A 20,276-nucleotide genomic window follows, 5' to 3' on the forward strand; every position below is an offset into this window, starting at 1 on the left:
CCCAAATCTCTATTTCGCCGCCTCGTTTGCCCGGCGCGCGACATCTGCACTCCGCGCCATGAGGACCTCGAAGGTTTCAGCATCTTCCAACAGCAGACCGTCCTCGACCATGCGACCATAATCTTCTTCCAGCGCCTTCGCGGCATCACCGCCAGGCACGAGCTGCAAACCGCCATTCACGGCAGCCGCATAATCGATCGGACTTCGATCGGCCGCCCTCTCAACGAAGAACATGCCCTTGTGGCGCGCGACCGCGTTCGCCAGCTCCCTATCGGCGAAAGCCGCATCCGCCAGGCCGGCGTCATCCAGACGCGCTATGTCATGCCAGTGGCGTGCGAAGCGATCACCGCGCAGCCGCTGCTGGAGGCAGAAGACGTGGACAGCCGTCGCCTTCTCCCAGAAGGTCCGCTCGGCGTGCATCACGCGCGGCCGCGCTGTTGGGAACGTTACGCCTTCAACCAGGCCGGATGCATCGCATTTGATGTCGCGGAGGCTCGCCGGCTCGCCCGTTGATCGCGCCCCGAACTCCAGCATCACACTCGGTGCGACGTAGCCCGAGCCAGCGGTGGTCGCCTCGTAGTCGACAAACAGCTTCTCGCCTTCCACGCGGACGGCAGCCGCCAACGTCGCGGCAGCCAACGCGTCCGCGACGACCGGCTGCGCGGTGCCCGCCACCCAATCCGGCAAGCGCTTGCGCACCTCGCTCGACCAGCGCTTCTCCTCGCTACGTGTTTTCGGCAACGCCTCGCCGTTGCCGTCCACCAGGTCGGGCGCGATCGCCCGGATGTCGTAGGTCAGGTCGACGTCCTCGGAAAACCGCCGGATGACCCCATAGGCCTTCGACAGTGACGTGCCGCCCTTGAACACCAGATGCTCGCCGAGCGCCGACCCGTAGAGCGTGGCGAGCGCCCAAACCACCCACACATCCTTCTCGAGAAGGTGCGCCGGTCGTCCCGACTGATCGGCCGCGACGCTTAGCGCCTCGCGGCGGTCAGCGACCGGAAGGTGGAGAAAGGCGTCAGCCATGCGCCGCCTTTCCTACGCTGCGCGCGAGCCAGGTCGGAAGCTGCGGCGCTGCCGCGACCAGTTCGCTGAAAGTGGACGGCGAGAGCTTCCGCTTCAACGTTTTCAAGGCGGCTTCCGCTTTCTCCGGCCCAAGCCAGGCCAACGCCCGCACCGCCTCGCCAGCCGGCTTATGAGCCAGGGCGAGTTGCCAGCGCGGAGCATGACGAAGTTCGACAACCTGTTTGCCGAGATTCATCGTTCGGCTGCGGCCGGAGGTTAGATAGACCGACCGAACCGGCACCTGGGTCGTCAGGCCGAGAGTGTTGGCCGCCGCCGCCCCGCTCGGGACGATGACTTCGCCGCGCTGGTTGGCGAGCGCCTCGACCGCTTGCTGGACGGAGGGGGCCCTCGTTCCGAACCGGCTCGTGATGGGACGGAGATAGACGCCGCGACCGGCCCGGATCAGTTGGCCCCGCTCAGTCAGACGCGACAAAGCCTGATCCACCGCGGCGCGATTACCGAGGTGAAGCAAGCTCTTAGCCGCCACGGGCGTACCTTCCGGCAACCCTTCGGCATGCGCGAGAATCTGTTCGGTTAACCGTTGCATGGCCGTTCTCCTGTCAGAAATATACGCGGTTTTCTGACAGTTTTCAAGCCAGCGGACTTGCTGGGGAGCCGTCTATTTCGGCTAGATCAAGGGCGAACCCCTGTCGAGTAGACCATCCAGGAAATCCTCCCGCGAGCTGATCGGCCCCGCGAGCGTCGCAAGGATCAACGCCTCGACGATCTGGCGGGCCAACGACCGCGCCATCACCCGCTCTTTCGTCGAGATGGCGGTCATGGCTCGGCCGTGCAGGAATGCGCTTCGCACGTTGAAGAGCTGCTCATACTGATCGGCGAAGCGTCGATCGCCCAGCAGGCCGGCCACCCGTCCCCGAATTCTATTCGTGGCGCGCATCCCTTTGTGGCGGTCAGGCGCGATGCGAAAATTCTTCTGATAGTCCGCGCGCAAGCCGAGCGCCGCCTCGATCGTCGTGATGTGCGCAAGGAATTCATCCACGCCCTCGGCCAGGAACGCGCGGACGAGGAAGTGAGGGATCGGCGTCTCAAACAAAACCGATTGCTTCGCCTGCTCGACGGTCGTCCATCGGCTCTGGTCCCACACCGTCAGCTCGGTCTTTGCATCCTCTTCTAGGTGCAGCTCGACCGGGCGCTCTTCCTCGTATGTCCCGCCATAGCCATCGTCGTAGACCCGGTCCTCCCAGCTCAACGTGTCGGGGGACGGCGGCGAACTGGGACGAACGAAGATGTCGCTGTCGATCGTGTAGACCCATGGCACACGGAAGCCCCGCCAATCGACTTCCTGCATGGTCGACCAGCTCTCCCAGGGGGCCAGCAGGAGGAAGAACAGCGCTTCTTCCAAGGCAGTCGGGAACCGCCCTTGATGCGGTTCGACCCGCCCCAGATCTAGGCTCAGGTCCATGAACAGGACCGGGACCGCGCGTTCCTCCGGCTCCTGCTCGAGCACCACGACCTCCTCAACGATCAGCCAGTGGAATTCGGCGAAGCGCTCGGCATCGAAGTCCTGACGCGGATAAAGCCGCCTCAGCCGGCGCGCATCGATCACGCCGCGCAGCTCGTCGGCGCTCAACCGGCACACCCTGGCCGGACCGAATGCGTGCGGCGGCAGGTCGGCGGCAAGATCGAGCGGCGCAAGGTGAATGCGCCTGGCCCGGGTAGCGCGCAGCGCCGCGTCCAATCCCTTCGCCGCTTCCTCCACAGGCATGGCAAGATGGGCCGTGTCCTTCTGCAGGTGACATGGAAGGCCCAACGCCCGCAATGCCGTCGAGAGCGCGAAGTTCGGCCCCTTCTTGCCGGCGTTTGGGTAGTCGTCGCGGCAGATCTCACGCAGCCGCATGAAGGCCGGGTGCGCAAGAATATTGTCGGGCCCGGGCGGTCGTATGCGCCACAGGTCCGTCATCGCCATCAGCATCGCCATTCTCGGACCCGTCTCGCTCATCAGGAGATCCGGAGCCGCCGCAAAAGCTTGCCGAGGACCGCCTCGTACTCCTCGGGCTTGGAGAAATCGGCGTAGAGCTTGCCTTTCAAGAACTCTGGCAGCTCACATTCCTCGTAGAGCAGCGGCAGCACGACCACCTCGCCGCTCGCGATCTCGCGGTTCATCGCCACGTCGAGCTCCTTCTTCACCCAAGGAGCGCCGATCGACTTTTTCGACAGGACGACGGCGATGTAGCGGCTGAGCTTCATCCCCTCTTCGATCTTGGCGATCAGCGAGTCCCCGATGTCGATTTCGGCCTCGTCCAGCCACACATGCTCTACGCCATGAGCGAGCAGATCCTTGCGAAGCTGGCGCACGAAGGGTTTGTCGACGCCAGTATGGCTCAGGAAGATGCCGTGATACTTCTCATGCGCCGGATCGGCCTTCTCCAACGCGAGGCTGTCGCGAACGAGCTGGTTCTGGGCTTCCTGCGACGTCGGCGGCGTCAGCAGCCAGCCCGTCGGGGTGCCGAGCATCAGCTGACCGCCGAGGCTGTAGCCCTCCGGCGTCGCGGCGATCGACCCATAGCCTTCGCCGGGATCGGATAGGCACAGCGTCCAGCCGCCGGTCCGCGACAGAACCTCGAAATAGCGCGCGAAGGGGCTGTCGAGATCGACCGGCCCCATCCTGCGCCCCTTCTTAATGAGAAGCTCCGAACGCTTTACGAAACTCGCCACTTTCGGCGCCACATATCCAAGATGGGTTTCGCGATAGCCGAAGAAGTTCACCCGCTTCGGCTCGGACAGGCACCAAACGACCGTCGCGCCACCCGCAATCGCGGCCTCCATCTCCTTGCGTCGGTCCTCGCCATCGAAGGCGGAGTCGAGGTCGTAGCGGTCATTCTGCCCCTTCAGCTTGCCCAGCTCGTAAAGTTCGTTCGAAAACTCTCCGGCCTTACCGAACAGAAAATGCGTGTAGCTCTCCGGATTGATGATGATCGTGTCGTATTCGTAGAGCGGATAGGCCGCCCGCTCTCGATCGACATCGGGCTGGCAGAGCCCGAGATTTTCGATCTCCACGCCATCGATCTTGTCGCCGGTGTAAGTCAGCCCGACAGTCAGCACCCGTTTCACGTGTCGTTCCTTTCCGCCGCCTGCTTGGCCGCCTCTCTAGCTTTCACTTCCAAAACCTCGCCGCGGCTGCCGACGAGCGCGATCTCGATGCCGGCCAAGGCGCACCGCGGCGCGAGCCGCTCGGCCAGGCGCAAGGTGCCGTCCGTCAGCGGAACCACGGCCACCTGACGCCCCTGCGATGGCGTGGCCATCAGCAGGCCTACGGTCTCGCAAAGACCCCGGTAGAGCCGCGACAACTGGCCTGGATGCCGCGCGTTGATAATGCCGCCCTTGCATTCGGCCGAGATGACGTGGTCGCCGATATTCGCGACGACATCACCGAGCCCGGACTTCGGGTTGACGGTGATCGTCTGGCCCGCCGGATTTCGATAGACTCCGCCATAGGCGGTGCTACCGACGCCGGAGACCTTGGTGAACGCTCGCCGCCCCAGCCAGCCCGCGAAATCGAACTGCTTTCCGTGCTCGCCGTCGGGATGGACACGGACGTCCCGTGCGCCCTGCGTGCGGAGCAAGTGCATCGCGTAGGCGACCATCACCGCGCCCTCATACAGATGATGTTCGTGGGCGCCGTCCGATTTTCCGGCGCGGTTCGGCGGCGGCTCGAGCGCCGTCACGAGATCCTCGAAATCCAATCCAGCCTCCCCGCGATATCTGCGGACGCGCAGCGCGCACCATTGACAGGAGCTTATAACCGGCCATATTTGCCCGGTAAAGGAAGGCCTGTCATGTTTACCTATAGCCCCGAAAAATTTGCGTCGCTCTACGCCTCCGAACTTGGCCAGCGCATCTGGGCCTTTCTCACGCGGCCCGAAAACGTCGCCCGCCTGGAGACCGCGTCCGAACTCGGCAAGCCCGCGGTCGAAGGCATCGAGGAGCAGCTCCTGGCGGAATTCCGCGAGGAGGTCTTGGCCGACCGCGTGAAGCAGATGGTCGGCCATATGGTGCGGCAGATCCTGGAGCAGCGAGATTGGGTGCTCGACCAGACCGATGTGAAAGTTCAGTCGGTGCCCTTCAGCAAGGCGGCACGCTATCGCCGGCCTGACTGGTTCACCTTTCACGCCTTCCGCAACAGCAGTGATCCGCGCGACGTCGTTATCACCGATCGCCGGCAAAATCCGACGCTGCCGAACGGCGCGCGCTGGACCTTCTACGCTACCTTCGCCAGCCCGCTAAAAGCGGCGGTGGCGTTCGGCGTCAACGACATCAAGCAGCTTCGTCAGCAGGTCCATTCGCACGGCTTCCACCGTGTTCGCATCGAGCGGATGCTGCGCCGGGCATGAGACGAGCAGATGATGACTGATCTATTCGATGTCGACGGCGCCAATCTCGATCGCGGGTTTGAAAACCTGAAAGCCGCCGAGCTTCCGATCGAGCAGCAGCTTCACGCCATGCTGCAAGAGATGTGGGGGCGTTACGAGCCTTATGCCGACCCCGACTTTCGGCAGGGTTTCGCACGCGATGTCGATGGCCGATTTTGGGAGATGTATCTGGGCTGCACGCTGCTCGAGGCGGGCCGCACCCTGCTTCCCGTCGTCGAGCGCCAGCGCGAAGGCGGTCAGCCGGACCTCTGCGTCCTGGAAGATGGCCGCCGAATCTGGATCGAGGCCATTACCCCAGATGAAGGCGCACCGGGTCCTGACCAGATCGTGCGTCCGGTCCCCCTCAACGAGGGCGGCGGCCTCTTCGCCGCACCGATCCGTCAGGCGCAGTTGCGCACGTCCGGGGCGTTCTGGACCAAGGCGCAGAGGATCGCGCGCTATCTCGAACAGGGTGTGATCGGCCCGGAAGACACGAGGATCATCGCGATCAGTGCGAGCCGCTTCGGCGTCTATGTCGCCGACCAGCCGTTGCCGCTGATCATGACCACGTTATTTCCGATCGGAGATGCCTACATCACCATCGATCGCGAGACCGGCAACGTCGTTGACGAAGGATTTCACCCGGCCCCCTTCATCGACCGCGAACGCAATCCGATCCCGCGCACGGCGTTTCTCGACGAGCGTTTCGCTGACATCTCAGGTGTGATCTGGTCGCGCGTTGGCCTCGGCAACCTCTCGCGTCGAAGCCGCCCGCTGACCTATGTCCACAACCCCTTGGCGCAGGTTCCGCTGGCGACAAGCTGGGGCGTCTGGGATCGCGAGTTCGTCATCACGCCGCGCGGCGACGAGTGGGAGGCCAACGACATTCTGGCGCAAGCCGCAGCGGAGGCATCATGACGATGCGCCCGAGTGCCCGCGTCTGGCGCCTTCCGTTCCGTGAGGTTGATCATGGCCGTCGGCGATGAGCAGCGACTGATCACGCCGATCAGCCAGCGGCAGTTTGAGCTCTATGCGCTGTCGCTCGAACGTGGGCCCAATTTTGATCCCGCGCAGATCTTCGGGAGCTATCAAGCCGGACACGGCAGCGCGAGCGGCTGCATCCTCCTCGATCCGGAGCGCGGGACCTTCACCGCCCTGGCCTTGCGCAGGCGTGTCGATCATCGCTGGGTCCGCGTCGATGAAGGCGGCCCCTATCCCACTCCCGAAGCCGCGCTGGATCAGCTCACCATCAGCATGCGCGCTGGCGAGCCGCCCGAGCCATTGCCGCCGGGCGCACGGCGACGGCCGCTTCTGCTGAAGACCGGATCGCGAGGCACATCGCCGGAGTTCGACCTGCTGACGAGCACGATCAGCCATTTCCCGGCGCTGATGGCGGTCGGCGAATGCTACCTCGCGCTTCCCAATCCGGATGCCAATTTCGTCCCCGATCTGCAGACCAGCAATTTCGCGTCCCGCCTCTTCGAACTCTATCTTCTTGCCTGCTTCCGCGAGCAAGGCCTGATCGTCCGGCAGAAGCATGTCTCACCGGACTTCCTGATCGAGAACGATGGCGCCGCCTGCTGGATCGAAGCCGTGACCGCGAATTCCGAGACGCCCCGCTCCGGCGGGATCGGGGACTGGGTGCATGCTCCGGTCGATCGAAATGAACGCTTAACCGGCGCGCCAGCTGAGCGCTTCGCCAAGACGCTGCGCGGCAAGCTTCAGCGCAACTATCATGAGCTGGATCATGTAAAGGGGATACCCTTCGCTCTGGCGATCGCTGACTTCTATGAATCCGGCTCGATGGTTTGGAGCCGCGAGGCTTTGCCGACCTATCTCTACGGCCTGCGGGCAGATGTCGAAGGCGAAGGCGCCGGGCGACGTGCGATCGGCACGCCGATCAACAATCTTACGGGCAGGCACGGCATTCCGGCCGGGCTATTCCGCGATCCCGACTTCGCTCACCTCTCTGCCGTCATCTTCAGCAACGCGGCGACGCTCGCCAAATTCAACCGCATGGGCTTTCTCGCTGGATGGCGGCCGCCGGGCCTCACGATGACCCGCCGCGGCATTCTCTTCGACCGAACGCCGGGCGCGCTGGAGCCCATTGATTTCGATCTGTCGGTCGACAGCGCCGAATACCAAGCGCTCTGGCCTTGGGGCGAAGCCTGGTGTCAGGAACTGGAGGTCTTTCACAACCCACAGGCGACGCACCCCATTCCCTTCGATCTCATACCCGGCGCGACCCATTGGTTCGAGCGCGGCGGCGACGTCGAGTGCAACACCATGTGGGCGAACTCGGTCATTTCATCGATCACTCATCTGCGCATGGCCGGCGCGCAAGGCGAAAGCGAGCGGCCATGATCTGCCCGCCATGCATGCGTCGCCGTCCTCGCCCATCAAAGGAGCATCGTTGAACATGGAAACGGAACCATCCGACCGGACCATCGTCCTCCATCTCCTGCGCGGGGCTGTACCCGAGCGCGCCGACGAGATCAGCGGCCTATGGAGCCAGTATGGTCATGGTGTGGAAGTCGCGCCGAGCACCAAGGGCGTGACGATGAAGGCCGATGACAAGCGCATCCAGTTCGACACCAAGACGATCGACTTTTTCTGGCTGCTCGGCTTCAGCGCATGGCGTGCCATCGAGGTGTATTCGCCGGCCCTGCTGGTGGCGACATGGACCGGAATGCCGCTTGATCAGGCCCTCAAGATCGATGCCGAACGGGGGCAATACGAATTCGATTACAAGCAGCGCGTCAGCACCGCTCAATCGCTCATCGCGGCCGAACAGACCGCACAGATTTCCTGGCCTGCGGACATCCCCGAGCCGACCGCTGACCGCGACAGCTTGGGAGATGTCCAGCACAAGACGATGTTCGACCTCGTCGCGTTTGCCCTGGCCTTCGCGCTGCTGCACGAATTCCGGCACGTCATGTATTGCGCCGACAAGAGCGCACCGTCGACACTGCCCGAGGAGGAAATCGGCTGCGATAACTGGGCCCGCGAGTTCATGACCAGCGGCCTCGCCGCCTATGCGAAGGAGCATAGGACAACTACGCTCAAGTCCAGCAGAAGCGCGCGATGGGAATAGCGCTCGCCGCCGTGATCATCCATGCGATGACGCCGACCCACGCGCATTGGGGCAATCGGCAGTATCCACCGATCGCCGAGCGGCTGACGGCGATGATCGGAGGCTACAATCTGCCGCCCGGCTCGTCCTTCTGGCCCTTCACGGCCTGCCTTTTGATCACGCTGATGAGGCAGGAGGGCCGGCCGCTCGACATCATCGCGTACTCAAATCAGGAAATGGTCGAGGCCCTGCTCGACCGGCTCCGTTGACGCTGCGGGGAGCGCGACGTGCCGGTCTATTTCATTGGCGAAGATGAAAACGGATGCTCCCCGATCAAGATCGGCGTGGCGAAGAACATCGAGGCGCGCCAGCGCAACCTCCACACGGGGAATCCTTTGGAGCTGCGACTGCTCGGGTGGATCGAAGCGACCGACGCCTTCCAGCTTGAACGAGAGCTGCACAAGCATTTTGGATCGACCCATGTGCGTGGAGAATGGTTCGACATCGAGCCGGGTGACATCCTGGCCATTCTCAAGCGCGCCGGCCGCGCTGGATTTGTCGCCAAGAACGCCGATGCTTTCCAGATCGTCGGTTATGATCGCGACGCCATTCCCGAATACCTCGGCGTGTGGGAATGGGCCGATCTGGAAATCGACGAATGCTGCCCGTTCTGCGGATGTCTATGCGGCATGCATTTTCAGGAAGCCTCGCAGATGTACTATTGCATCCGATGCGACACGCTGACCGACTTTTCCGAGCTCGATCCGCGTGAGTATCCGCCGGACGAGTGATGTCCTGAAAGGCGGAAAGATGCCAATCCTGAGAAGCTGAAACCCGGCTTTGCGCTTCTGAGGGGAACGCCATCCCCTGCGGCCGGCCTTCGTCTCAGCCGCCCCCTTTTGCGGGGAGCCCCCGCAACGCCCCCTTCAGAGTGAGAGTGCGGACCGGCTTCGCCGTGACGGGTTGAGGGCTGAAAGAGGGGCCCCGGCGCCGGTCGCGGAGATCGGTGATGTCCAGAAAGACCTGACAAGCTCGGGCTGGCCAGGACCGGGCGAGCTATACGATGAACTTACCGACAATATCATCGCAGAACTTGAGGCCGGGCGCGTGCCTGGGTCCAACCTTGGAGGACGGCGGCTGCGAAGGCGCCACTTGCCAAACGCCGCGACCGGGCGGAATTATTCCGGGATCAACGTGCTGATCCTTTGGAGCGCCGCGGCACGGCTTTTCGGGCCAGAGCGGGCCCACCTTCCGCCAGGCGCTCGCGCTCGGCGGCAATGTCCGCAACGGCGAGCGCGGCACGTCCGTCGTGTACGCCGACCGATTCGTACCCGACGACGAGAAGCGGCGCGCCCGAGCAGGCGCGAGCGGCGATTGATTGCTGCGCAATCTTGCTATGCTCGGACCCTTCCCTCCTAGTGATTCGCGCCTGCCATGAGCATTTTATCAAGCGATCCGATTACTCAGCTCGCATTCTCGATGTTCGAGAGCAAGGGTGTCTATGCTTTGCTTCTCGGCTCTGGTCTCTCTCGTGCAGCCGGGATTCCAACTGGATGGGAAATCACTTTGGACCTAGTTCGACGAGTCGCGCTCGCGCAAGGCGTCAAGAATCAGTCCGATTGGGCGACGTGGTATCGCAAAACGTATGGTGCGGAACCCGATTATTCAGCGATTCTAGCAGGACTGGCGGCCTCGCCTGCCGAACGGCGATCCATCTTACATTCGTACATCGAGCCTGACGAAGACGATCGTGCAGAGGGTAAGAAACTTCCGACAGCCGCGCACCATGCAATCGCGGGCCTGGTTCGCGACGGGTATGTCCGAGTGATACTAACGACCAATTTCGATCGGCTATTAGAAAATGCACTGCGAGAAGTTGGCGTTGAGCCAACTGTCGTCACCTCCGTCGACAGCTTGTCAGGAGCCGAGCCGCTCACACATAGCCCGTGCTACGTGCTGAAGCTTCATGGTGACTACAAGGATGCACGCATCCTGAATACCGACGAAGAGTTAGGCGTGTATCCGCCGCAATACGATGCGCTGCTCGACCGCATTTTGGATGAGCACGGTCTTATAGTTTGCGGTTGGTCAGGCGAGTGGGATGACGCGCTACGGGCAGCATTGTTGCGCGCTCCTAACAGGCGTTACCCTACTTTCTGGAGCATACGGGGGAAAGTTGGGAGCGGCGCAGAGCCCATCATCAGTCAGCGTAAGGCTGTGACCATTCCGGTTGCCGACGCCGATAGCTTTTTTCTGAAGTTGGCCGAGCTGGTGAAAACACTCGCCGAGACTCGGAAGCAGAGTCCGCTGACGATTGATATCCTCGTCGGCTCTATCAAGCGGTACGTTGCGAGGCCGGAATTTCGCATTCGACTCGATGAAGTCATCACACAGGAAGTTAACAAGCTTTTCGACCGCCTCGACGCGAAGGAGCTCTCTCCGCAGGGTGTGTGGTCCGTTGAGGAATTCCGCCGACGCCTTAAACTCTATGAGGCCACTACCGAGCCGCTCGCGAAAGCCTTTGGTGTTCTCGGACGATGGGGGGATGACGCCGAGCTTGCACTCATTGCCGATACGATCCGCGGCGTCGTTGCCAGGGCGAACAAGGTGGGCAGCGGCCTGAATATATGGCTTGATCTAAGGACGTATCCGGCCGTTCTGCTCATGACTGCATATGGGCTCGGACTTGCGAGAGCAGAGCGTTGGAAGACCTTGCATGACCTGTTTTCTCTCTCGATGCCTAGGGACGAGCGGGACCCAAAACGTCTCGTGAATTCGCTCTTCCTGTGGGACTGGAGGGGGTCAGACGACAATCTCTGGAATAACGTTGAAGGTTTCACGACAGGCAACAACCGCCGAAAAACACCACTCAGCGACCATCTATTCGACGTATCCTTCGAGTGGGGCACGGCGTTTTTGGGCGTCCCCACAGACAATGCTCTGCTGTTCGATCGTTTTGAGGCGCTGGGGGCGTTGGTCCACCTTGAAGAGAACAGTGAAAGGGCACTGAAGGATCAACTGGAGAACGGCGACAGGAAGGCTAGGATGTCTGTCGGTCGCATCGGCTGGCGAAGCGAGGGGCGACGCTCAATAGAACACGAGCTGAAATCAACTCCTACCAGGCAACAACTGCTTAAAGCAGGGTTCGCATTGGGCAGTGAAGCATACCTCGATCTATTCTTGGAAAACCTATCACGGGTAGCACGATGGATGGAGTGGCGCTGACACTCCACCTGGCGATACCGGCCAGGGAGCAGCCGGACGATGTCTATACGCCTGAGAGAACTGTTTGCCTGTACGGAGCAAGGCGGCGCTTTCGTCGCCGAATCTGCCGATGGTCGACTCCTGCATATTGGCGAGGTGCCCTCCGGGCTCGCCTGCAACTGCGTCTGTCCCGGCTGCGGAAGGCGGATGGTTGCGAAAAAGGGAGATGTGCAGGCCCACCATTTTGCGCACAATGCTCAGCAAGATGGCCGGTCATGCGCGTCCGCCGGCGAGACGGCCCTGCATAAGTTTGCGAAACTCATTTTGGATGAGCGCCTGGAAATTACTTTGCCAGCGCAGGTCGTGGAGGAGCAGAAGGATCGCGAAGTTGTTGTCCGGGCGGCGAAGCGTACTTTCGATCGAGCGATCCTAGAAACCAAAGATGGGCAGATCGTTCCCGACGTCGTGCTGCTCTTACGCGATCGCAGGCTCATCGTAGAATTCAAGGTCACTCATCCGTGCGACTCAATAAAAATCGCCCGGATCCAAGCGATGGATGTCGGCGCAATCGAGATCGACCTCTCCCAGTACCGCGACCACAAGCTCAGCGAGATCGGAGACCGGATACTTTACGACGCGCCGCGAACATGGCTGCACAATCCGCGGGAACGTGAAGCGCGCGCACGCCTCGAAGTGAGAGCGCTACAGCGAGCAGAGGAGAGGCGGACGCAAATCGAAAATTACCGCGGCTCCTATCGCCATCGTTCACCGTCAGAATCCCCGGGAAGCGGGGCATGCGAATCTTCGGCCCGGAAAAACGGCCTCGCCGACCTCATCAATCTGCCGGTATATGGGGCTGGTTGCTTCACAGTGGCCGTTGCGGAATGGCAAGCGGCTATTCTGGAAGCATTGCTCGCTCCAACGAAAACGCCTTTCCGAACTCGAAATGGGCTCGCGGCACTCCGAAGCAGACGATGGCTCGACTCATCGTTTGCTGACATTTCGGACGAAATCGTATGTGGGGTGCGAGCGGCCGGGATTCCGTTCAACTCCCCCTTCCAGGCCGTCGAAGCATATCTAACGCAACTCGAGCGCCTTGGCTTCGTTCATTCGGATCCGACTGAGATTTGGCGGCCCTCACATACGCTACAGGCACGGATCGATAAGGCGCGCGAGCTCCGCGCGCGACCGGTCAAGCGTACGCGCGAGCTCCGTCAATTAGTTGAGGAGCTGATTGCCACTCTTCCAGCGGATGAGACCGCTGCTTTCGTATTTGAACAATGGTGGAGTTCAATGCTCCCGGAACGCGGCCATTCACCTCGTGATGCGATCGACTTCGATGAAACGAAGTGGCGATCGCTCACGAACGACCTGGATAATATCGCGACGCAAATCCGGTTCTCGCCGCGAGAACGCTTAGACCTTTTTGGGCTTCCCTACCACGGCGCCCTGGCGCGCGCACTTGAGCGCAAGCATGCAGAAGAAGCCGAACGTCAACGCGCCAATCAAGCGAAAATCGAGGCAGATAAAGCTGCCCGCGTCGCCGATCTGCAGCATCGCGCGCTTCGACAGATCGGGAGAGAAGCGGAACTCTGGCTCGTGACGACAAACTCTAACACTGGGGGACGCCCTCCCATCGAGGTCGCTTTGGATAGCGAAGCTGGTCACGAGGATGCGGTCCGCGCGCTCCATTACCGAGCAAGAGAGATTGAGGTTCAGCATCGAGCAAGCGAGCGGAAGGCAAAAGCCGTGGCGGAGCTCGCCGCGCTCGCCCAATCCCGGTATTACGACGACGAGCGAGCTAATTTATGGATGCGAGGCAGGAGGCGGGAATTAGGTGGTAAATCGCCGGAGGAGTTCACGGTTGATGATGCTACCCGGCAGCGGTGTAGTGAGCTGCTACCTACGAAACGTTCGCGTCGATAGGAACTCGGATGTTCTGTGTCAATACACCGCATAGAGACAATGAACCGGCCTTCTAAAAAGCACCACTTCGTACCACAGGCGCAGCTTCGAAATTTCTCTGCGGACGCGGAGCGCCGTTTTCTCTATGTGCTCGACAAACAAACGGATCGATCATTCCGAACTTCGATCCTCAACGCTGGCTCAGAGAACGACTTCAACACCATCAGTCTCGGCGCCAGCAAGTGGAACTTCGAAGATCTGTTCCAGGAAGTCGACACCCGGTCGGCTTTGCTTATTGCGGAGATCCTCTCGCGCAAATCGCTAGCCTGGCTATCCGAGGATGATCGGCTTGCTTTGGCCGACTTGTTCGCCACCCAGATGCTTCGCACGCATTTCAGTCGAACCACGCGGGCGCACCTCGCTGATCGTCTTCGGGAGATCACACGGCAGCTCGGCTACGATCCGGATCAGAATCCGACCATGGCGACGCCCCCCGATGCAGCACTGCGCCTCGGCGCAGTACGGACATTCCTTGATCGCAGCGAGCAGGTCGTCGCGCTTCTGCGCCTGTATCCCGCCTTATACCGAGCAAACGGGGACCATCGGTTCATAATCTCTGATCATCCCACCGCAGTGATGAATGCTTTTCCCTATGGGGAACTCGGACTTACTTCGCACGGCATACTAGTCGTCCTGCCGATCTCACCAGAGATTATGATTGCCTTGCACTGCCCGACAATTGTGAAGCGCTATGAGTTCGCTGAACAAGCGAGTCTCGAGGCAGATCAAAAGGAGCGAGTGTTCCGATACAGAGACGGCCTCAGGTCCGGCAATCCGATCGATATTGATGAAGATGCGGTCCTGTTCCTCAATCATCAGCAAACGGTTCATAGTGCGCGGTACCTCTACGCGGCCACCGACACATTCGATCGCGCGCGTGAAGCGTTGGAACAGCAACCTCACCTTCGGTCCGTCACGACACACCTTACGTTCGGCGAAATGGGACGGCCGTCTAAACGACATTCAGAGATGCAATCGGGAATACACCTCGTAGTACGCGGTCCTGCCGATCACGGGATCCTCACAATCGAGGAAATCGATCCTTCCGGAGAAGGGATCACCGCTCGGACCGGCCAGATCACATTGTTAGCCCAAATGGCATCGGATCAGGGCATGCTCCGTGTCGAACTCTACGTCGATGGACGCCCCATGCGCACCTTGGGCGCTGCCATGGTGGAGCCTCTTGGAAACACAGCCGATGGCTGGTTCCGCGTAGTTCACCGCGATGCCAGTTTGAGAGAGTTAGGCAAGCGTCTCGATCGCAACCGCTTGTAGCCTTCCATTTCCGGCGAGCAGGTCCCCGATATCAAACTTCGAGCAGTTGGCAGCACAGGCCTGTTCCACAGCATGCAGCGCAACCTCTCACGTCAAAAGCACTAGGTGACAATACAAGCGTCCGCGAGCCGCGCTTCCTCGTCCATCCGATTTGCACGCTACAGCACTCTGGACTTGGGGGCGGCATCAGGGGACCCTTTGTTTGGCATCGTAGACAATTTAGATCGATGCATGGCAATTGGGTTACGCGTAGATGGCGCCGAAACGGGTCAGCAGGAATCTCGTCAGCCACCACAACGGTAGGTCTTCTGGCGAGCCCGCACCGACAGCGTCGCGCCATGGATATGCGCATCTCACTCAGCGCGGTTTTGATCTTATCGGGGGATCATCGAAGCGCTTGCAGGGACTCATGGTTGAGAGTGATAACAACAAGCGGCGCCGGCTCGTCGAGTTCAAGGATGGTTGCCGCTATGGCAAATTTGGAAGAACTAAAGCTTATGAGCTGATCGCCCACGAGAGGATCAGGGCCTACAAGATGGGGGGCAAGACCATGATTGATCTCAACAGCATAGATGAATATCATGCTTCGCTGCCGAGGGTCGAAACGAGAGCAAGCTAGGCCGCCGATCTGCGCAGCCGCTAAGTCCTCACACTGCTGCCATGACCGAAAACACCGATAATGCTCCGTTCGACCCCGCGCTGGGGGCCATCGAACCGCACGCCGGAACGCTGACCGCACCGCCGGACGGGCAACAGCTTTACAAAATCATGACGATTGAGAACCTGCTCCGGTCGGTGAGCGGCGGATACCTCTATTTCAACCGGGTCGATAGCTACAAGGACTTCCGGAATGCCGACGGGCATGACGGTGAGCAGTTGCAACAAGATCGCGCCGCCAATGAGGCCGCCAAGTTCGAAAGGGCACCCGATTTCTCTGGGGCGGACTATTATGACCGCTGCCGAAACCGGACCTATGCGTGCTGCTTCTCGCTGGAGAACTCCGACTACATCTGGCACGAGTACGGGAACGGCAGCGCACATGGTAAAGTCGGCATCGCTTTCGATTTCGCGAAGCTGCGTGCCGTCATCAATGAGATCATGAGCGTCAGGAATGGACTGCTGTACCGGGGAAACGCCTGCAAGCAGATATTCTCCGTAAACTACGGAATCGTCGATTATTTGTCGTGGGAAGAGGTGCGGGAAAATATCGATCGGATGCCCAATCCGATCCGCTACACCTACGTCAAGGACAAGAGCTATGCTGATGAGCGCGAGTTGCGTATTTCGCTTTCGGCGATTGGCATGGGACATTTTGTCTTGGCCGATGGCACGAAAATGGAATTTGCCCCCGGACTCGAACTCGGCTTTGATTATCGAAAGGCCATGACAGATGGCACGATCACGGAGGTTTTTCCCGGCCCCGGCTGCGACCTCGATTTCCTCCGCGATGAACTCGGCAAGCTCGGCATCAAAGCGGTAGACGGCGCGGCCTAAAGGCTAGGCAGATAATCCAGCGGCACTTCGCCGCCGCTGTGCGTCCCAATCTATAGGTCTTGTTCGGGCGCCGGCTTCTTTAAACCGCGCGGCTCCAGTAATTCGGCGGGGGTTTCTTGCAGGCCACAGAATGCGCTTATCCGGTGATTACCGTCGAGGATGCTCAAGCCATCGGGAAGCCTTATCGCAACTAGCGGCTTTTCGAAGACGCCATTCTTCATCAGGTAATCGGCCCCCCTCTTGAATCGCCTCCCGGTCTCCTCATCAATGGTGCCGCTTGCTTTCTCCATCAATATCTGCGCCACAATGACCTTCGTACCCTGGCAGAGATTTGCAAAGCCACAGTCAGTCGTTTCGCGCTTCCAGCTAACCTCTCGCCACCATGAAAGGGGCCTGTATCCAAGGATGGCTGCCCATGCGTGATTGCCGAGCGGCTCCGGCGGCGGCCAACCCGTATCGCCAGCGCTGCGGTTTGCGAGGTAGAACAGCCACAGTTCAATGACTGCATCGGGCCAATGCGGAAGATAGCGCTTTATATCGGCTAGAGATACCTCCGGCGGTCGCCACTTCTTCTTCAGAATCTCGGCGAGTTCTATAGCTTCGAGCAGCGTTAAGCTCCACAATTCCTCGACGAGCTTCGGCACATCAGCCATGGCATGATCCTGCGGTCATGATTTCATTACCACTATCACGCAAACGCCAAACGGAGGCGCACGGCGGCTTTCTGCTTTCCGGTTGCCGACGTGCCCTCATCGTTAAGCAGGGTCGAGGCGATCGAGCGGAAGCCGCGGGCGTAGTGGTCGCTGCCGGCGCTTTCAGTGTTGGTCTGGCCAGGCGCAACCGACTCGCCCCGAAGTCGTTCAACACGAGGTACGTATCTCGCTCGGCATCGTGGGGCAAAGTGTAAAGACTACGCATGACAAGGCGCTCCCTTGACCTCGCGATATCAAGTTTGGGCGATCCTATCGGGATTCGAGTCGGAGCCGGGTTCGATTCCGGTCGTGGCGCTTGTGGAGACCAGAACGGCATGGGGCGCGCCTGCTGCCGGGGAGCCTGCTGGCTTATTTTTTGCCAGCGAGTACCGCGCGTCTCAGCTTGCTGGTATTTCTGCTGGTATCGGCAGCAATCCGTGACTAAAATCGCCATAAATTCGGATAGTTAAGGAAATAGGTGACTGCCGGCCAGGGGCACCATCATCCTTTCGCGTGGCCGCTCCTTTGCCAGATGGCCGGCACGCCTCCGGACAGCGACCATTCACAGCGTCAGCGTGGCTCGACCACCAGACTTTGCACCGCGCGGCCGAAGTAGCCCTGCTGGTCGCCGAGGCGCGACACGGCGATACCGCCGCCGTCCGGTCCCAGCGTCATCTCGCCGTTCAGGAGAATCCAGTCACCGACCGGCTCGCGCGCGAAGGTGACTGTGAGATCGGCGTTGATGAAAATCCATTTCCGGAAATCGAGCACCGACGACACGCCGTTGCTGCAATCGGCGGCGAGCGCCGCACGCATCGCCTGCGAGATCGGCGCACCCTCAACAATCGGGCGGTCGGGGCGAAACCAGATCGCGGACGGTCCCGGCGCGAGGAAGCCGCCTTGCGCCGCGCGCAGCGTCACACCACCGAGAAATTTATTGCTGTCGCCGCTGTCCTCTTCGCGGCTGCGATCGGGACCCGCGACATCGATCGGCTTTTCCGCCTCGACATCTGCCGGCATCACGACCGCGAGTTTTCGCACCTTCAAGACCGACGCCCGGACGACCTCGATGCCCTCGGCCAGAAGACGAACCGTGCATAGTTGAATTTTGCGGCCGTCGCGGACCACCTCGGTGTCGATAGTCAGAGGCGCGATCGGCACCGGACGCATCAGATCGACGGTGATCCGCGCAATCTGCATCGGCTGCGCCGTCGGCATCGCCTCCGCCGCCCAAACCACCAGCGCCGACGGCGCGCCACCATGCTGCATCCCGGCGTCCCACGGCCCCGCGGCGTGTTCGCTGACCAGCACAGTCTTTCCATCGACACGAAACACGGCATCCATGGCCGGCACCCGAGAGAGAGTATCCATGTCCCCACCGATCACAGCGGGATCGACGGCTTCGTCGTATTCTTTCCTGAGACGCGCCGCCAGTTCGGCGACCGGCACCACCCTGTCGACGCTGCCGACGCCCTGCCCGCTGCCCCAGATTTCCTTCCACGCCTTCGGCTTGGCCCGTTCACCGCTGGCATCGGTGCCGAAATTCATCTTCGACGGATCCGACACCGGAAGATTGTCCGGATCCATGCCGGCGGCAACGATGGAATGCTTGAGATAGTTGCCATGCACGCCGGTGAAGAGGTTCGAGTAGACGATGTCCTCCGCACCCGATGCCGTGATCATCTGCTTGTAGCCGTCGACGGCGTTGGCTTCCTTGGTCGCGATGAAGGCCGACCCGATATAGGCGAAATCGGCACCCAGCACACGCGCCGCGCGGATCGCGCGGCCGTTGCCCATCGCGCCCGACAAGGCGATCGGTCCATTGAACCAGCGGCGGGTTTCGGCGACGAAGGCGAACGGCGACAATGAGCCCGCGTGTCCGCCGGCACCGGCTGCCACCAGCACGAGACCATCGGCGCCTTTCTCGACGGCCTTATGGGCAAACTTCTGATTGATGACATCGTGGAAGGTGATGCCGCCCCAGCCGTGCACCGCCTGGTTCAATTCCTCACGGGCGCCGAGCGAGGTGATGACCATCGGCACGCGATGCTTCTCGCACACCGCCAGATCGGCTTCGAGACGGTTGTTCGATTTGTGCACGATCTGGTTGACCGCGAACGGCGCCGATGGACGCTCGGGATGCGCCTTGTCATAAGCCGCGAGTTCTTCCTTGATCCGGTGCAGCCATTCATCGAGCATCGCTGCGGGACGCGCGTTCAGTGCCGGAAACGATCCGACAATACCAGCCTTGCACTGGGCAATCACGAGGTCGGGGCCGGACACGATAAACAGCGGCGCACCGATCGCCGGAATGGAAAGACGGCCCTTGAACAAGGCTGGCATCGACATTCTGAAATCCTCTTCGTCACGCGCGCGGACCGCACGCCAGCAATGGCACGCGTTGTCCGACGCTATTTTCACTCTGCGGAATTGAATTCTGCATCCGCATCATCTCGCGGCGACGATGCCAGAACTTTCACGCTCATGGCAATGCTTCGAGCATGGGGATGAAATGACAATCGGCTACTGGCAGACCGCGCTGGTCACATAGCTTTCAGTTCTGCACTCGCCCGGCGCGCCGGTGCGGCCGGACAGATAGACTTTTGCCGAACACTTTTCGGCCGATTCCACATCGACGCTCTTGCCTGACTTGTAGCCCTTGGCCTTGCAGAGTTGATCCGATGCGGTCCTGCAATCCGGAGCGCCGTTGGCTGCGAGCGGGCAGACCGCACGGCCATGAATCACCGTCTGCGGACCAAGGCGCGGCAGATCTTCGGTGGCGTCACGCGCCCGCGAATTCAGGTCCTCGATGGCCTCGCGCGAATCCTTGAGCGTTGACGACAGGCTCGACGCTGAATTGCGCAACATTTTTCCGAGTTCTTCGACCAGACCCGGATTGCTGCGCGGCGGGGGATCGACCGGAGGCGCGGCAGGCATGGGAGCAACCGGCGGTGCAGACGCTCCTTGCGCCGGAGCCAATTGCTGCTGGACGGCCTGGGACCATGCAACGCTGCTGCATCCAAGCAACAGTACAAGTGCCCCCGACATGACCGTGCGCAAATCGCCTCTCCATGCGCAAAACGCCCGCGCGACAAGACGTCGTTGAAGATAGCGCAGCCGACGGGGTGGGCAAAGGTC

Annotated in this window: 19 protein-coding genes and 2 pseudogenes; 12 read left to right on the forward strand and 9 right to left on the reverse strand. The window is 61.1% G+C overall.

Going from position 1 to position 20,276, the window contains the following annotated elements; genetic code table 11:
* Positions 1-9 precede the first annotated feature (9 nt).
* The 5 genes from ASC80_RS16180 to ASC80_RS16200 all read right to left on the reverse strand — a co-directional run bounded on the left by ASC80_RS16180 (position 10) and on the right by ASC80_RS16200 (position 4,769).
* A complete protein-coding gene (locus tag ASC80_RS16180; protein WP_006022645.1) occupies positions 10-1,026 on the reverse strand; it encodes a nucleotidyl transferase AbiEii/AbiGii toxin family protein in 1,017 nt (338 codons plus the stop codon).
* Positions 1,019-1,612: a DUF6088 family protein gene (locus ASC80_RS16185; protein ID WP_006022646.1), complete on the reverse strand. Its 594-nt coding sequence runs from the start codon at positions 1,610-1,612 to the stop codon at positions 1,019-1,021. Before ASC80_RS16185 ends, ASC80_RS16180 begins: the two co-directional genes overlap by 8 nt.
* Before the next feature lie 81 nt (positions 1,613-1,693).
* A complete protein-coding gene (locus tag ASC80_RS16190; protein ID WP_006022647.1) occupies positions 1,694-3,025 on the reverse strand; it encodes a hypothetical protein in 1,332 nt (443 codons plus the stop codon).
* Entirely contained in the window at positions 3,025-4,137 is a 1,113-nt protein-coding gene (locus ASC80_RS16195) for a toll/interleukin-1 receptor domain-containing protein (protein WP_006022648.1), read from the reverse strand. Before ASC80_RS16195 ends, ASC80_RS16190 begins: the two co-directional genes overlap by 1 nt.
* Positions 4,134-4,769 (reverse strand): hypothetical protein, encoded by a 636-nt coding sequence (locus tag ASC80_RS16200; protein ID WP_006022649.1) that lies wholly within the window; start codon positions 4,767-4,769, stop codon positions 4,134-4,136. The genes ASC80_RS16195 and ASC80_RS16200 overlap by 4 nt, the downstream gene beginning before the upstream one ends.
* A gap of 93 nt (positions 4,770-4,862) precedes the next feature.
* Between ASC80_RS16200 and ASC80_RS16205 the strand changes: the two genes are divergently transcribed.
* The 12 genes and pseudogenes from ASC80_RS16205 to ASC80_RS24190 all read left to right on the forward strand — a co-directional run bounded on the left by ASC80_RS16205 (position 4,863) and on the right by ASC80_RS24190 (position 16,446).
* Positions 4,863-5,417 carry a hypothetical protein gene (locus tag ASC80_RS16205; RefSeq protein ID WP_006022650.1) on the forward strand — a complete coding sequence of 185 codons (555 nt, stop codon included), beginning with the start codon at positions 4,863-4,865 and terminating at the stop codon, positions 5,415-5,417.
* A 12-nt stretch (positions 5,418-5,429) separates the two neighbouring features.
* Positions 5,430-6,353: a hypothetical protein gene (locus ASC80_RS16210; protein WP_024337236.1), complete on the forward strand. Its 924-nt coding sequence runs from the start codon at positions 5,430-5,432 to the stop codon at positions 6,351-6,353.
* Between the two features lie 51 nt (positions 6,354-6,404).
* The gene (locus ASC80_RS16215) at positions 6,405-7,799 is read left to right on the forward strand and encodes a hypothetical protein (protein ID WP_006022652.1); all 1,395 of its coding nucleotides are present in this window, start codon (positions 6,405-6,407) and stop codon (positions 7,797-7,799) included.
* Between the two features lie 55 nt (positions 7,800-7,854).
* Complete coding sequence (locus ASC80_RS16220; protein ID WP_006022653.1) at positions 7,855-8,529, forward strand: phage exclusion protein Lit family protein; 675 nt, start codon at positions 7,855-7,857, stop codon at positions 8,527-8,529.
* Positions 8,520-8,777 carry a phage exclusion protein Lit family protein gene (locus ASC80_RS16225; protein ID WP_006022654.1) on the forward strand — a complete coding sequence of 86 codons (258 nt, stop codon included), beginning with the start codon at positions 8,520-8,522 and terminating at the stop codon, positions 8,775-8,777. The genes ASC80_RS16220 and ASC80_RS16225 overlap by 10 nt, the downstream gene beginning before the upstream one ends.
* 18 nt (positions 8,778-8,795) lie before the next feature.
* Entirely contained in the window at positions 8,796-9,299 is a 504-nt protein-coding gene (locus ASC80_RS16230; RefSeq protein WP_006022655.1) for a GIY-YIG nuclease family protein, read from the forward strand.
* Positions 9,300-9,615: 316 nt separating this feature from the next.
* Positions 9,616-9,886, forward strand: a pseudogene (locus ASC80_RS23210) (ArdC-like ssDNA-binding domain-containing protein).
* Positions 9,887-9,942: 56 nt separating this feature from the next.
* Positions 9,943-11,733 (forward strand): SIR2 family protein, encoded by a 1,791-nt coding sequence (locus ASC80_RS16240; RefSeq protein ID WP_006022656.1) that lies wholly within the window; start codon positions 9,943-9,945, stop codon positions 11,731-11,733.
* A 39-nt stretch (positions 11,734-11,772) separates the two neighbouring features.
* The gene (locus ASC80_RS16245; RefSeq protein WP_006022657.1) at positions 11,773-13,638 is read left to right on the forward strand and encodes a competence protein CoiA family protein; all 1,866 of its coding nucleotides are present in this window, start codon (positions 11,773-11,775) and stop codon (positions 13,636-13,638) included.
* A gap of 39 nt (positions 13,639-13,677) precedes the next feature.
* Positions 13,678-14,952, forward strand: coding sequence for a DUF4238 domain-containing protein (locus tag ASC80_RS16250; protein ID WP_006022658.1), 1,275 nt, complete (start codon positions 13,678-13,680; stop codon positions 14,950-14,952).
* 253 nt (positions 14,953-15,205) lie between these two features.
* Positions 15,206-15,571, forward strand: coding sequence for a hypothetical protein (locus ASC80_RS24445; RefSeq protein ID WP_237863170.1), 366 nt, complete (start codon positions 15,206-15,208; stop codon positions 15,569-15,571).
* 41 nt (positions 15,572-15,612) lie between these two features.
* The gene (locus ASC80_RS24190; RefSeq protein WP_006022660.1) at positions 15,613-16,446 is read left to right on the forward strand and encodes a DUF2971 domain-containing protein; all 834 of its coding nucleotides are present in this window, start codon (positions 15,613-15,615) and stop codon (positions 16,444-16,446) included.
* A 50-nt stretch (positions 16,447-16,496) separates the two neighbouring features.
* Here the strand turns inward: ASC80_RS24190 and ASC80_RS16265 are convergent, their stop codons facing one another.
* The 4 genes and pseudogenes from ASC80_RS16265 to ASC80_RS16275 form a co-directional block, all read right to left on the reverse strand.
* Positions 16,497-17,099 (reverse strand): hypothetical protein, encoded by a 603-nt coding sequence (locus ASC80_RS16265; protein ID WP_006022661.1) that lies wholly within the window; start codon positions 17,097-17,099, stop codon positions 16,497-16,499.
* Between the two features lie 609 nt (positions 17,100-17,708).
* Positions 17,709-18,509, reverse strand: coding sequence for a thioesterase family protein (locus tag ASC80_RS24450; protein ID WP_349509674.1), 801 nt, complete (start codon positions 18,507-18,509; stop codon positions 17,709-17,711).
* A gap of 18 nt (positions 18,510-18,527) precedes the next feature.
* A pseudogene (locus ASC80_RS24455) lies at positions 18,528-19,487 on the reverse strand (NAD(P)H-dependent flavin oxidoreductase); the annotation flags it as partial.
* A gap of 174 nt (positions 19,488-19,661) precedes the next feature.
* Positions 19,662-20,075: a hypothetical protein gene (locus ASC80_RS16275; RefSeq protein ID WP_056299349.1), complete on the reverse strand. Its 414-nt coding sequence runs from the start codon at positions 20,073-20,075 to the stop codon at positions 19,662-19,664.
* Positions 20,076-20,276: the final 201 nt, after the last annotated feature.

Origin of the sequence: Afipia sp. Root123D2 (assembly GCF_001425835.1) — a bacterium.
Classification (GTDB): Bacteria; Pseudomonadota; Alphaproteobacteria; order Rhizobiales; family Xanthobacteraceae; genus Afipia.

Bases quoted from the DNA above. Each gene is read 5' to 3' on its own strand.
- ASC80_RS16185 (WP_006022646.1), bottom strand. From the start codon at position 1,612: ATGCAACGGTTAACCGAACAGATTCTCGCGCATGCCGAAGGGTTGCCG.
- ASC80_RS24445 (WP_237863170.1), top strand. From the start codon at position 15,206: ATGGCGCCGAAACGGGTCAGCAGGAATCTCGTCAGCCACCACAACGGT.
- ASC80_RS24450 (WP_349509674.1), bottom strand. From the start codon at position 18,509: ATGGATACTCTCTCTCGGGTGCCGGCCATGGATGCCGTGTTTCGTGTC.
- ASC80_RS16245 (WP_006022657.1), top strand. From the start codon at position 11,773: ATGTCTATACGCCTGAGAGAACTGTTTGCCTGTACGGAGCAAGGCGGC.
- ASC80_RS16215 (WP_006022652.1), top strand. From the start codon at position 6,405: ATGGCCGTCGGCGATGAGCAGCGACTGATCACGCCGATCAGCCAGCGG.
- ASC80_RS16275 (WP_056299349.1), bottom strand. From the start codon at position 20,075: ATGCCTGCCGCGCCTCCGGTCGATCCCCCGCCGCGCAGCAATCCGGGT.
- ASC80_RS16210 (WP_024337236.1), top strand. From the start codon at position 5,430: ATGACTGATCTATTCGATGTCGACGGCGCCAATCTCGATCGCGGGTTT.
- ASC80_RS16220 (WP_006022653.1), top strand. From the start codon at position 7,855: ATGGAAACGGAACCATCCGACCGGACCATCGTCCTCCATCTCCTGCGC.
- ASC80_RS16190 (WP_006022647.1), bottom strand. From the start codon at position 3,025: ATGAGCGAGACGGGTCCGAGAATGGCGATGCTGATGGCGATGACGGAC.
- ASC80_RS16265 (WP_006022661.1), bottom strand. From the start codon at position 17,099: ATGGCTGATGTGCCGAAGCTCGTCGAGGAATTGTGGAGCTTAACGCTG.
- ASC80_RS16205 (WP_006022650.1), top strand. From the start codon at position 4,863: ATGTTTACCTATAGCCCCGAAAAATTTGCGTCGCTCTACGCCTCCGAA.
- ASC80_RS16250 (WP_006022658.1), top strand. From the start codon at position 13,678: ATGAACCGGCCTTCTAAAAAGCACCACTTCGTACCACAGGCGCAGCTT.
- ASC80_RS16180 (WP_006022645.1), bottom strand. From the start codon at position 1,026: ATGGCTGACGCCTTTCTCCACCTTCCGGTCGCTGACCGCCGCGAGGCG.
- ASC80_RS16225 (WP_006022654.1), top strand. From the start codon at position 8,520: ATGGGAATAGCGCTCGCCGCCGTGATCATCCATGCGATGACGCCGACC.
- ASC80_RS16240 (WP_006022656.1), top strand. From the start codon at position 9,943: ATGAGCATTTTATCAAGCGATCCGATTACTCAGCTCGCATTCTCGATG.
- ASC80_RS24190 (WP_006022660.1), top strand. From the start codon at position 15,613: ATGACCGAAAACACCGATAATGCTCCGTTCGACCCCGCGCTGGGGGCC.